This window comes from Diaphorobacter aerolatus, from assembly GCF_014489535.1.
GTDB classification, from domain to species: Bacteria; Pseudomonadota; Gammaproteobacteria; order Burkholderiales; family Burkholderiaceae_C; genus Diaphorobacter_A; species Diaphorobacter_A aerolatus.
Genome location: NZ_CP060783.1, coordinates 4,447,771 through 4,460,058 on the forward strand (window position 1 = coordinate 4,447,771; position 12,288 = coordinate 4,460,058).

The 12,288-nt window shown below is 43.8% G+C and carries 15 protein-coding genes and 1 pseudogene; 2 read left to right on the top strand and 14 right to left on the bottom strand.

What is annotated here, in order from left to right:
* Nucleotides 1-2: 2 nt before the first annotated feature.
* The 7 genes and pseudogenes from H9K75_RS20775 to H9K75_RS20805 form a co-directional block, all read right to left on the bottom strand.
* Nucleotides 3-721 (bottom strand): annotated as a pseudogene (locus H9K75_RS20775) (amino acid ABC transporter ATP-binding protein).
* Nucleotides 714-965 carry a hypothetical protein gene (locus H9K75_RS20780; RefSeq protein ID WP_187723955.1) on the bottom strand — a complete coding sequence of 84 codons (252 nt, stop codon included), beginning with the start codon at nt 963-965 and terminating at the stop codon, nt 714-716. The pseudogene H9K75_RS20775 and the gene H9K75_RS20780 overlap by 8 nt, the downstream one beginning before the upstream one ends.
* Complete coding sequence (locus H9K75_RS20785) at nt 962-1,675, bottom strand: ABC transporter permease subunit (RefSeq protein WP_187723956.1); 714 nt, start codon at nt 1,673-1,675, stop codon at nt 962-964. The genes H9K75_RS20780 and H9K75_RS20785 overlap by 4 nt, the downstream gene beginning before the upstream one ends.
* A 361-nt stretch (nt 1,676-2,036) precedes the next feature.
* Nucleotides 2,037-2,750, bottom strand: a complete 714-nt coding sequence (locus H9K75_RS20790; protein WP_187723957.1) for an amino acid ABC transporter permease — start codon at nt 2,748-2,750, stop codon at nt 2,037-2,039.
* A 92-nt stretch (nt 2,751-2,842) separates the two neighbouring features.
* Complete coding sequence (locus H9K75_RS20795; RefSeq protein WP_187723958.1) at nt 2,843-3,721, bottom strand: hypothetical protein; 879 nt, start codon at nt 3,719-3,721, stop codon at nt 2,843-2,845.
* Nucleotides 3,722-3,814: 93 nt separating this feature from the next.
* A complete protein-coding gene (locus tag H9K75_RS20800) occupies nt 3,815-4,717 on the bottom strand; it encodes an ankyrin repeat domain-containing protein (protein WP_187723959.1) in 903 nt (300 codons plus the stop codon).
* Nucleotides 4,718-4,811: 94 nt separating this feature from the next.
* The gene (locus H9K75_RS20805; RefSeq protein ID WP_187723960.1) at nt 4,812-5,651 is read right to left on the bottom strand and encodes a transporter substrate-binding domain-containing protein; all 840 of its coding nucleotides are present in this window, start codon (nt 5,649-5,651) and stop codon (nt 4,812-4,814) included.
* A gap of 132 nt (nt 5,652-5,783) precedes the next feature.
* Here H9K75_RS20805 and H9K75_RS20810 point away from each other — a divergent pair, with 132 nt between their 5' ends.
* The gene (locus H9K75_RS20810; protein WP_187723961.1) at nt 5,784-6,230 is read left to right on the top strand and encodes an ArdC-like ssDNA-binding domain-containing protein; all 447 of its coding nucleotides are present in this window, start codon (nt 5,784-5,786) and stop codon (nt 6,228-6,230) included.
* An 8-nt stretch (nt 6,231-6,238) separates the two neighbouring features.
* Nucleotides 6,239-6,808, top strand: a complete 570-nt coding sequence (locus H9K75_RS20815; RefSeq protein ID WP_187723962.1) for a zincin-like metallopeptidase domain-containing protein — start codon at nt 6,239-6,241, stop codon at nt 6,806-6,808.
* 1 nt (nt 6,809) lies between these two features.
* On the opposite strand, the gene H9K75_RS20820 is transcribed toward H9K75_RS20815, so the two are convergent.
* The 7 genes from H9K75_RS20820 to H9K75_RS20850 form a co-directional block, all read right to left on the bottom strand.
* The gene (locus H9K75_RS20820) at nt 6,810-6,965 is read right to left on the bottom strand and encodes a hypothetical protein (RefSeq protein WP_187723963.1); all 156 of its coding nucleotides are present in this window, start codon (nt 6,963-6,965) and stop codon (nt 6,810-6,812) included.
* Between the two features lie 11 nt (nt 6,966-6,976).
* Entirely contained in the window at nt 6,977-7,363 is a 387-nt protein-coding gene (locus H9K75_RS20825) for a hypothetical protein (RefSeq protein WP_187723964.1), read from the bottom strand.
* Nucleotides 7,364-7,376: 13 nt separating this feature from the next.
* Nucleotides 7,377-8,312: a hypothetical protein gene (locus H9K75_RS20830; RefSeq protein WP_187723965.1), complete on the bottom strand. Its 936-nt coding sequence runs from the start codon at nt 8,310-8,312 to the stop codon at nt 7,377-7,379.
* 98 nt (nt 8,313-8,410) lie between these two features.
* Entirely contained in the window at nt 8,411-9,295 is an 885-nt protein-coding gene (locus tag H9K75_RS20835) for a lysozyme family protein (protein ID WP_187723966.1), read from the bottom strand.
* Between the two features lie 223 nt (nt 9,296-9,518).
* On the bottom strand, nt 9,519-11,276 hold the full coding sequence (locus H9K75_RS20840) for a type IV secretory system conjugative DNA transfer family protein (protein WP_187723967.1): 1,758 nt from the start codon (nt 11,274-11,276) through the stop codon (nt 9,519-9,521).
* Entirely contained in the window at nt 11,273-11,761 is a 489-nt protein-coding gene (locus H9K75_RS20845) for a hypothetical protein (protein WP_187723968.1), read from the bottom strand. The genes H9K75_RS20840 and H9K75_RS20845 overlap by 4 nt, the downstream gene beginning before the upstream one ends.
* A complete protein-coding gene (locus H9K75_RS20850; protein WP_187723969.1) occupies nt 11,758-12,252 on the bottom strand; it encodes a hypothetical protein in 495 nt (164 codons plus the stop codon). Before H9K75_RS20850 ends, H9K75_RS20845 begins: the two co-directional genes overlap by 4 nt.
* Nucleotides 12,253-12,288: the final 36 nt, after the last annotated feature.

Consider the following 12,288-nt stretch of genomic DNA (forward strand, 5'->3'; position numbering starts at 1 on the left):
CCTTATCTCATTACCTTGGACAAGAACACACTTGCTCTTGGGATTTAGGCTCATTGAAGAAGTCTTCAGACTTGGAAGACTCCACCACTCTTCCAGCGTCCATGAAAATTACGCGGTCTGAGATTCGCTTGGCGAATGCCATTTCATGAGTGACTATGACGGCTCCGATACCTGACTCAACAATCTTCTCAATGGCTGAAAGTACATCGCCCACCATTTCAGGGTCTAGGGCTGAAGTAGGCTCGTCAAACAAGACATACTCAGGCTTGGTCACTAGGGCTCTGGCAATCGCTACACGCTGTTTTTGACCACCTGAGAGCTGATCAGGGTACTTGTCCTTGTGTGCGGCCATGCCAAGCGCTGAAAGCTGTTCTATCGCCTTCTCCACGGCTGTAGCACGGTTGACCTGGTGGACTACCACCTGAGGAACCACAAGGTTGTCAAGAACGGTTTTATTGGCGAATAGTCCAAAGTCCTGGAACACCATGCCGACATGCTTTGACAAGGTTGTCGCTGGTATCTGGTCTATGTTCCTGCCGTTGTATGAGATTGCTCCACCATTGATAGGCTCAAGACCGTTGATTGTTTTAATCAGTGTTGACTTGCCTGAGCCTGAGGGTCCGCATATCACCACTACTTCCTCTTTACAGAATGTGAGGTTGATACTGGTTAGTACATTGTTCTTTCCAAATTTCTTGCTTACGTTTTCTAGTTTAATCATTGTTGCCTCCTAAATCAAAATTGTTTCTTCTGTTGAATATCATGCTCTCGTTTATGTTTGTGAGTTTGCGGCACAATACTTCTGTCTCTTTTTTCGTCAATTCCAAATCTCTGAATAGCTCAATGATTGGTTGAAGTCTTTTGTTGAGGTCGCGTATGTTCATTTCTTCAATGACTTGCGCTAGTTCCTCGGTTTGTAAATCAGATAAGATATCTGCTAGTTCGTGAATGTTTGGTTTACTCATGCTCTTGCTCCTAATTTGTTAGCTACACGCTGTAGACAAATTGAGATAAGCATGTATGCGACTGTTGCCCCTAAAATCCATTGAGGAATTGTTCCGCTCATTTCACCTAGTTTTTTAGCTGAGCCAAACAAGTCTGTAAGTCCCAAGATATAGACAATGGAAGTGTCTTGAAACAATATGATTGCTTGGGTGAACAATACGGGAAGGCTGTTTTTTATTGCCTGAGGTATGAAGACAATACGGTAGGATTGCCAAGTAGTGAACCCTAAAGCTTTACAAGCGTCTTTCTGTCCTTGGGGAATGGCATTGAATCCACTTCTCAAAATTTCAGCAAAGTAAGCAGCCTCAAACAATGAGAAGGCTACTAAGGCGCAAGCCATGCGAATGTCGCCATGGATACCCAAGGCTGTTCTCAAAATCTCAGGGGCTACAAGGTAGAACCCTAAAAGAACAATCACTAAAGGTAGTGACCTGAAAGTGTTGATATAGGCTTTGGCAAACTGGTTCAGTCCTGGTATCTCTAAAGTTCGGCACATACACAAGCCGATTGCTAGAAACATTCCAAAGATTAGCGCCACAATTGTTATAGTGAATGTGGTGAGTAGTCCATTTAGTATTAGCTCCATTGTTTTCCTTGTTGTTATATAACTTTTATCAGATATATTGAAAAAATCAATACCTCTTTCAAACAATGGACGAAAAAAAAGCACCTAATTAATAGGTGCTAGATTTGATTTACGAGAACTGGCTTGACAAATGACGAAATTCCACTAACATAGATACTAATATTGAGTGTATCTATTTCAGTGTGATAAAATTCTTGGAAAATTTTATCACAGAATACTGGAATATCGGCAATCGCCAAAAAAGGCTCTTCTCGTGAGAGTCTTTTTTATGCCCTATTTCTTTGCATTGCTGTCACTTCCCACACCTCCCTTTGTCATGTTTCAATTTTCGCTTACACACTTTCGATTTTTGGGGCATTTTTAGCCCTGGAAACTTCTTTGAATATTCTGAGTTCATAATCAGTTCCCTTTAATAGAGAATTGATTTTCTTGTTTAGCTCAATCTCTAAACTGGATCAGGTAATGCTCGCTTTGTGGCTCGTTCTATTGTTTTCATAATCACAAGAACTACTCCATTGATAAGCAGGTATCCAAGGGCTATACAAATGAATGCCTCAATGGGTTTCGCTGTGTACTCAATGATTGACTGAGCTTGTAGTGAGAGGTCTACCAGTCCGATAGCTGAGACTACGGCGCTGTTCTTCACGGTGTTCATTGCCTCACTGGTCAAGGTGGGAACAATGTTGCGAAGGGCTTGGGGAATGAAAAAGCGAGTGTATGACTGGAAGGTACTGAACCCTAGAGCTTTGGCACTCTGGAATTGCCCTGCTGGAAGTGCCTTGATACCAGCGTAGACCTGGGCTGATATGCGCGAGCTCATGAAGATTGCCAAGCTCACAATCCCAGTCATGTAGACCATTGTGTTGGGATCTGCTGTCTTCACCAGTTCTGGAAAGAACACCACTGGCACGACGTAGTAGTTGATAAAAAGCAGTGCTATGAAGGGGATTGAGCGAACTATCTCAAAGTAGCCTGTTGCCACACATTGAGCTTTGCCCTTTGTTGTTCTGAGAGAGCCTACCAAGATACCGATAAGCAATGCCATGAAGAATGCTGAGACTGAAACAACTACGGTTGTAGTTGAGCCTTGAATTAACCAGTCTAGATAGTTCGCGCTTTCACCAGTAGGTACTTGCTCCTTTAAAAAATTGAAGTCCATTTTATTTCCTTTGTTGTAGTTTAGTTTTAGCAGATATATTGAAAAAATCAATATCTCTTTGGAAATAAAAAAGCACTACTGGGGTGCTAATCTTAAATTTTCATTCTTCGCTCTTGCTTTAGTTGAGGTTTCACGGCTAGTGATTGTTCCAAGTCTTTATGCCTATCGAATGTTTCCAGAATCTTGGCGGCATACGGACCACATTCAAATTTTTGGTTATCCATTATCACTTTACGCACTGCTGGTGTAGGCTCAAGGTTCATGTCAATCATGACGGTGCCTACCAAGTCTTTATTATTACTTCTAATGACTGCTTCAATTGTTCTTTCAACATACATAGGATTGTTGATATCTGCGCCTCTAGCGCATAAGTCTTTGAATACTATTTCGCTTGGAAGTTGAGCCGCAATGTAAAGTCTTGAGTCAAGTTGCTTTTGATTGAGATTTCTTTGGTTATAGGTTCCGTTGCTACTGTCAAAGCCAAATGATTTAGTCGCGTCGCCATGGAATTGTACTTTTTCAGTCGCATTCTGAATGAGGTGCTTCTGAGCACATTCTTTAAAATACTGTTCAGCGCATGGTGAGAGCTGAACATTCAAGGACTTTGGTTTTTCACCGCTGATACTTACACAAGACTGTTTATTTTCCTGTTCAAAAAGTTTTACTGGCTCTGTGAAACCTTCTACCTCAAACTCAACTGGTCTTCTATTTCTTTTGAGTATGTTTTCTACAGTGTACGCCTCGTCGTATTCTTTGAAAGTGTAGGTATCATTGTTATCAGGGTCTATATTGTTATCTACAAATTTTGCGACAATACTAATGTCTTGACCGTCTTTGTTTATAGTGTAGATATCCCAAGTGTGATCTTCACCAAAAAGTTTTTGGATTATGTCGCCTCCAATAATTCTGTTTCTAAATTTTTGGCTTGTACGCTCTGCTGTTAGCAAGTCCAATTTTGTGATTTCTATCATTGTTGTTCTCCTTGTTGTTCCTTATAAGATAGCAGGTATATAGGAAAACGCAAATTTGGGGCAACAAAAAAAAGCACCACTCGGGTGCTATTTTTAAATTTTCATTCTTCGCTCTTGTTTCATTTGAGGTTTGACTGCAAGTGAGCTTTCCAAGTCTTTGACTCTATCAATTGAGTTCAATATTTTGGCGGCATGTTGACCAGTCTCATAGTCTTGAAATTGGGAAATGGTATCGCGTACTCTTGGCGTAGCCTCTAAGTTCATGTCAATCATGGCTGTACTAACAATATCATTGCTACCACTTTTTAAGATAGCCTGAATGTTTTTATCGGCGTACTTTGGATTATTGATATCAGCGCCTCTATCGTACAAGTCTTTGAAAGCTTCCTTGTTGCCAAGCTCTGCAGCAAGGTGAAGTCTAAAGTTGACTTGTTCGTCATTGTAGAAGTCGGTTAAAAATGTGCCGTGCTGAATGTCGTGGTCAAAAGCTTGCTTGAAGTCCTTTCCATAGACATTGATTTTTCTGGATACGTTTTCAATCAGGTGGTTTTGAGCACACTCCTTAAAGTACTCTTCTGCGCATGGTGAGAACTGAACCTTCAAAGATTTGGCTGCTTGTTTGTAGCCGTCCTCGTCTACTGCTCCTGTACTGCTTGCGCAATACTGGTAGTCGCGGTCTACAAAGAGTGAAACGGGTTCACTGAAAGCCTTTGTCCTCACTTCAAGAGGTTTGCTTTCCCTGAGTATGCTTTTATTGCTCTGAGCTACTTCGTATTCCTTGAGAGAGGCGTATGTATGCTTTTCAAGATCGGTGTTGCTGTCTTCATATCTAGCCGCAATGCTTATGTCTTGACCGTCTTTCTTCATGGTGTAGATATCCCAAGTAATATCATTTCCACGGAATACTTCGTAGCTATCTACGTCACCACCTATATTGTCAAATTTCTGGCTGCTAAGCTTGGCATTGAGCAAGTCTTGTTTTGTGATTTCTATCATTGTTGTTCTCCTTGTTGTTTCTACTAAGATAGCAGGAAGATAGGAAAACGCAAATTTAGAGCAATAAAAAAGCACCACTAGGGTGCTATTTTTTTTAGTTGCCTAAGACTGCTTTTCTTTGCTCGTCTGTCCATTTCAATCCAAGAGGTGTAAACCATTTGGAATACAATCTTTCTAAAGTGCCGTCTTTCTTGATACGCGCCTCAACTACTTTCACCATACGCTCTAACTCAGGGTCATTTTTTGGATACATGATTCCGATAAGTTCAGCCTCACCTACGATTACTTTAGGTAAAAGTTTGAACTTGCCATTGTTAAGTTTGGATATCTCACCAGCTAACAATACACCATTGGTAGATACGGCGTCTGTTCTTCCTTGTTCCACTTGAAGGAATGCTTCTGGATAGTCCTTGGCTAAAACAATAGTTGTTCCCCAGCCTTTTTCAGCATTCAATTTTTTGAAGATTTTTTCTGCTGTAGTACCTGCTACTACAGACACTCTTTTTCCTTTGAAGTCGTCCAAGGATTTGATACTGTTGTTGTTTGCTAAAGTGGCTGGAATCACTGGGTCGGCGTCAACAATCATGAAGTTCACTACCTTGGCTCTTTCTTCAGTGTAGCTAGTAGAACCACATTCAAGCTGAGTTGTGCCATTCATGACTAATGGTTGGCGTGTCTTACCGTCCACTTCTTGCATGGTCATGGCAAGAGTTTTTCCAAGTTTGCTTTCAATTTCCTTGATTATCACTTTACATATGTCGGTTGAGTAGCCTTCTGCTACACCTCTGGAAGTAATTTTTGAATAAGGAATTGAGTTTGCTCTTGAACCAATGTTCACATTACCAGTTTCATTGATTCTGTCGATTGAAGGACCTGCTAATGCTGAGCCTGCTAAAGTAATTCCTGCTGCGATTGCTAAAATTGTTTTTATCATTGTTGTCTCCTTGTTGTTAATGATAAATTCATTTAAGCAGATATATTGAAAAAGTCAATACCTCTTTTTTGACATTGTTTTTTATTCTGTTATTAATAAAGGATAAATAACTGATTCATTTAGGGGAATAACATGGCAACAAAAGGAAAATATAACGCTAAAGATTACGAAATAAAAGACCACCACCAAGAGCTAACCAATCGAATGATTGCTACTCTTGAGGAATCTAGGGAATCGGGCTGGGTCAAGCCTTGGTTTACCTGTAAGGAACTTCCTTTTAATCCTGTCACTGGAACAAAGTACAGGGGAATCAATGCCGCCACACTCATGACGGCTGGATTCTCTGACCCTCGTTTTTTTACCTTCAAGAATGTTCAGGACTATGCTGAGAGCAATGGTCTTGAGCTCCACGTTCGCAAGGGGTCAAAGGGAACACCTGTCTTTAAGGCTCTCAATATCGTGGTGTCTGGTGACACTCCCGAAGGGAAGAGGAAGGTGTTCTACCTGGTCAAGTCAAGTCGTTTTGGGTACAAAAATACGCTGGGACTGTCTTCAACGGTACTCAGATCGAGGGGTTAGAGCCGTATGTGAAGCTGGACAATGTTGTTGAGGACCACAAGGACATTGAGCTCTTCGCGCAAGCTCTGGAAGTGAGGACTGGACTCACCATTGAACACTCTGGCCAAGGACGTGCCTACTACCAAATAGGTGCTCACAAAATTCACATGCCGAACAAGGAATTGTTCAATTCCACTGACGCTTACTACAGCACCTTTTTACATGAGGCTACTCACGCAAGTGGCAAAGAACTGGGTCGTGATATGGGTGGTATGTTTGGCTCCAAATCCTATGCCTTTGAAGAGCTCGTTGCTGAAATGGGTAGCTACTTTATTGGCGCTGAACTGGGCCTTCCCTATGACCCTTCAGGACATGAAAATCACGCTGCTTACATGGAGTCCTGGCTAGGTCTGTTGAAGTCCGACAAGAACGCAATTTTCAGGGCTGCGTCTGGTGCGAGCAAGGCAACTGATTTCAACATGGGACACTTCAATGAACACAAGCTTGAGCTTGAAAAGTCCCTTCAGAACGATATCGTGATTGCCCAAAAAATAGAGCCTCAACAAGTGAGGACTCAGAAGGTTGTCATGAGCATGTAGCTCACATTTTCGGAATGACGGTAGGCTCCTTTTTAGGGGTCTTTTCTTGTGGCTTGACATACCTCTGTTTGAGGTCGCTCATGCCCTTGTCTAGCAAGTTTTGCTCTTGCATGAACTGCTCTGAAATACGCTTGAAAGCTGCTGCGAATCTGTTCATATTTTTCTCCTTTACATTGAACGAATTTTGGTTTGTGTCTTGGTACGGTCCTGGATGCGTTCCTGGCTACGCCCAAAAGATTGCTCTTGTGAGGTCAAGCTTGGGTACAAGGTGTCCTTGAGCCATGTGTCTAAACTTGCTGGGTCTGAGGTCTTGAAAACGTCTTCGTTGTGGCGATTCAAGGCACGAATAAAAATGTTTGGGCTATCGTCCCCTTTGGTGATAGTGACGAAGTAGCCAAGCTCTGTATGGTCACCCCAGCCTCTGTCTTTTTGTATGTGATAGCCATGTGGCGCGATACGGCTGTTGATATCGCAAAGGTGCGCGTATCCGTATAGTTCTGAGTAGGGGTTTGCTGCGAGTAGCAAGCGTTCGTAGGCGGCTTTTATCTTGTTCATTTTCTTCGTCTCCTTATGACATTGAACGGTTAAATTTGGGCTGTGTTTTCGGCTGCCTTTGCTGGATAGGTGCTTGTCGCTGAGGTTGAGCTACCTCGTCGGAAGGTGTACCAAGGAACAAATCTTTGGTCTTCATTTGAAGCAAACCTTGGACTCCTAAGCTCTCGCGCATACCGTCAAGAATCTTGGCGTCATGTGGTGGAACTTGGGGGTAGCGTGCGACATTCCAGTTGCTGATAAGAATGCCTTTCCAGTCTTCGCCAAAGTGTTCAGCGAATGCCATGAGTGCGTCTTTTTGAGTGCGATTGAAAGGTAGTGTTCTGGACTGCTCAGGTGCTTGTTCGCGTTGCTGAGTAGGCTGGTATTCAGACACTGAAACTCTTCCAGTGGGACCTACACTCATGTAGCGCATTTCTCCCATTGGGAAGTGTTTTTTTACGGCGTCTTCACGGTTCAAAAACTCGTCGCGTCCTTGAAGTACAGCATTGGTTTTGACAACCTGAAAGTACCTGTTGCCGTCCCTCTCGCCTTGCTCTAACACTGCGAAGAATTTCCCAGCATGAACCACCTTTCCAGTGGTGTAGCCACTCTCAGGTAAACGGTACTTGAAGCATGGTGTAGCACCATTGGAATGGTCAAAGGCAACGGTGTATTTGAAGTCCTCATGCTCGTTTTGAATTTCCTTGCTGGTACTTCTTGCGCTGATCATTTTTTGGTTGAAGTCGCGTACCTTGTTATCCGTGTTGAGTTTGTCTAAGGGAATGGTGAAGTAGGCTCTTGAAGGGTCTTCACTTCCATGGCGTTCAGCATAAGGAACACCGTTCTCGTCCTTGCGACTAAGTGACCAGTAAATGTCAAAGTTGTTTGGTGTGGATATGACGGCTCTGTTGTGTTCTGGTTCTGTCCAAACTTCGATTCCGTCAAGATTGATTTCTTGTATTTTTAGCATGTTGCCTCCCAATAATTCAGTGATACTTATATTGGTAGCAGAATTTTTTTTTTAATCAAATTTTCAGGCAACAAAAAAGCACCCGAAGGTGCAAATTTTCAGATTCCCCAAAAGACAATCGCATTGTTTCGTACCCTTGGTTTTGTGGGTGCTGGTGCTGTTGCTTGTGGTGCTGCTTGAAGTATCACGGTGTATGGAATACCTCTACTGATTAGCACCTCTTTAGCTTTGCCGTAGTCGTCCTGAATCTGGTCTTCTGCTGGTTTGCTGGTGTCAATTTTTTGACCTGAAAGCTGAGCTACTTTGCCAAAATCTGCAGGTGCTTTTGTGGTGCCAAGCAAGTAGGTGTATGCCTCAGGACTGGTGAACAAAGCACCCAGATAAAGAGCACTGCGAGCGTCTTGGTAGACGGTGCCATTTATGGTGTATTTGTAGGTGAAAGTGCCTGCTACTTTGAGCTTGTTTTCTTCACTCGGATTGGCTGCGTATGTCTTCAATGCTGCGAGCATTGAGGTGTACTTGGCTGCTCCACCAGCACCTACTTTATAGGCGTGATACACCAAAGCGTCTTGCTCATTTCGTTTGAGTTGTGACCAGCTTGGAACAAGCTTTCTCATGGGTGCTTCATACTGTTCGCGCATGAGCTCAACGGCTTTGCTTGACTGCTCTGGTGTGATTGCCACATTGGGAAGTGAAGTGGGGTTCTGAACACCTGAGTACGGTAGAAGTGCCTCAGTGCTTACGCCGTCCATTTCAATACCGAAAGCAAGCTCAGTATTGCGTTTGCGTGATTGCTGTCCAATGTTCCAGCCGTTGCCGATAGCAATTCCCTTGTTGTCAAAATATGGCCTGGAACGATAGCCCTCCACCTCAGACACGATTGAGGCGTACCAGTTGCCTTTTTCGGCCTGGGCAAGTGCTACCTTGCGACTTGTCGATTGAGAGCCGTATGAGCTGTTCTGAACGGTTTTAGGCTTGCTCACTGCTGGGGTGGTCGCAGTGTTTGAGTTCCCGATAGGTACGGGTATCAAGACTGGTTCTTGGGTTGCCCTACCTGGTTGAGAAGGCTTTTGGGTGTCCTCTGGAAACACAATGTCTTGAGGGAACAAGGGGCATGTTCCTTCTTCAAGCTCATGTAGTAGCCTGCGGCCGCAAGGACCACAAGCGTAGCAATCGCTATGACGGTTTTTGGGGATTGAAGTGTTCTCATACAACTTCCCCGAAGTCCACATTTTTAGTCAATAGCATTTGCTCTACGGTCACTGGAATTTCGTTGAAATCAGCGTCAAGAGGAATGGTTTTGATTATGTCTCTGCGTGGCACGCCTGCTCTTTGAAGAACGGCAATGGCTGTGAATGGCTCTGTGTTGATTACCTGAATGTCCTTGTCTTGAAGCAAGAAAACAGGCTCTTGCGTGAGTGTCATGGTGGCGTATGCGCCTGGACCAGTTTTGGCACCAGCACTACCAAGAGTCAACCTGCTCACCATGTTTCTCACCACTCCAAAGCTATGCAACTTCAACCAGCCACGCATTGGGTTTGTTGGGTCGAAAACTGGGTTTGCTAAAGCAAGTTTTGTGGTGAGTCCATAGCTGATACTTTGACTTTGTGAACTCTCAATCCAGATACGGTTTTTACCAATGCGATTGCGTAGGTATTCGTAGGTTGTGTGGGAAGATTTCAAGCTCACGAATGAACCCAAAGAGTCCAGCATGACAAGTGTTTTCTCTTCGCCATAGCGTGCTTTGTAGCTCTCCACATTCTGGGTTGCGAACACACATGACAAGTTCATTGAGCGTGCCATTGGCAACATTGCCAAGTCGCTGGAATCCACAACACGCTGAGCCTCGTCTATGAACAAGAACACTTTGGTGTTGCCGTCTTCAAGTTTGTCTCCACGGGTTTGAACTGCTCTGTAGAAGTTGCGTTTGAACAAGGCACTAGCGATCTTTCCAGCCACTGGGAACTCAGATTCTGGAAGGCACACGCCTACTTTTTTGCCCTTCAAGGTTTGAAGTATGTCCACGCTAGAAACTGCGCAATCACACCATGAGCGTAATTTTTCAGAACTGAAAAACGGTGCTAACCAAGCGTCAATGGTTGACTTGATATTCTGTTTGGTTTCGCCTTCCATACCTAACAAGTTGCTGTAGTAGGCAACTGCGTCCGCATACAACTGGGATTGCTTTTCCATGCCGTTGATATCGGCAAGCATGTGATTCATGGCTGAGAAAGCTTCGTCGTCACTGCGGTAGAGCATGTCCACCATGTGCTTGAAGTTGTTCAAGGTGTTGAGGTATGGCTTGTCTTTGTCCTTACTCTGGTCCACTTCATTCAAGTAGGTGCGATACAGCGCGGTATGAAACACCATTGCCACAAAGACACCTTGGCGTGCTGAGTCACTGAAGAATTTGCCATTGCCTTGTTGTCCACCGTCTGGTTCATTCAACTCTTGAAGTGTTGAGGAAAAGATTTCTGGGCTGGTCCCTTCAAGCAAATTCATTGGGCTGGTGTGATCGATTACGGCGTCTAATTTCTTGGCGCAATCGCGTGCCAAGTAGCCTTTACCGTCCAGCATGAGAGTGCCTGATTTGCTCGCTGCTACCTGCTTGAAAATGGTTCTGAGCAAGGTAGTTTTCCCTGCGCCTGTTGAACCAAACACGCCAAGGTGAGTGCTGAGGTCATAGATTGTTTGACCCATGCCAATGCCTGCGTCTACACCGAATGAGTCACCACTATCAGAGAGCAATCCCATGCTGTAGCCCATTTTGACGAATGGGGTGTGGTCACCTATGGCACGGATTGTTTGGATATGCCTTGCCTCGTTTTTGCCTGTTTTTGGTGCTCTTACTACAGCATTGGCAAACATTGCACCTTGGTAGGTAAGCTGGGAAGCTCTGTTCTTGTTCAAGTAGAGCATGTATGCCATGGGCATAAGGGTAGGTATCAAAGCTATGTAGTTCATATTCCGCCTCCTGTTATTGTTATGAATGCTTTGGCTGTTTGAAGGTATCTTTCCAAGTAGGGAAGAATCAATGTTGCGGCAACAGTCAAACCAGCAACAAGCAATGTGAATCGCAAGCTAAAGAACGCTATGAACCCAAGTGCGTAAAGAGCAATCATTGGTAGCACCAAGAACCTCAAGCCCACTTCAGGAAGGAATCCCGCAAGCGCTGCGACTACGGCAAACATTCCAAGGTACAAGGGAGTGGCTGGACTCATGGAACCAATGCCCGTGTCCTCTGGAAGAAGTTGCCCAGCAACTGGGTAGCCGTCTTTGGTCAATTGCCACGTTCCTTTTATGTCGCGCAAGTCTTCTGGAACATTGCTACCTTTTGGAATGTCGTGACGGCAACTCACATTGTTTACGTAGTCCATGTTTTCTTTGTTGATTGCCTCCCATGAGAACAATCTTGAGATATTTAAAATTTTAGAAATGTTGAATTTCATTTTGATTCCTCCAGTTTGTCGAATTCGTTTTGTAGCTCTTTTGCGCGAAGCAAATACTCTTCTTTTGAAATCTTCCCTGATTGCACGTCGTCCGCTAACTTTTTAGCCTCTTTCTGAATGGCTAATATTCGCAATGAGATTTCGTCCTTGGTCTTCATGCGTGCCTGCGCTGAGCTCACTAGCTCTTTTCCCTTGACAATGGTTGCTGTAGCTATGAAACCACCAGTGAAAATAACGATTGCTGCTGCTGTAGCAACATAGGTTATGTGTTTGAATGCTCTTCTGCGTGCCAAGTCCAAAAACAATGCTCTGCGCATGTTTTCCCATTTGTGAGCATTCAATGGGTGAAAAGCGATGGGGTTAGTTGCTGAACGTTCGTTTGGCAAACAATAGAATTCTTCCGGTGAACAATTTATTCCAAAGTTCTTTGGATTTCCGTAAATTAGAGTTCCCAAATAAATCAATACCCTCGATCTAATTGTTAGTTTCATATATATTTCTCCTTGTTGTTAAATATATATAGCAGA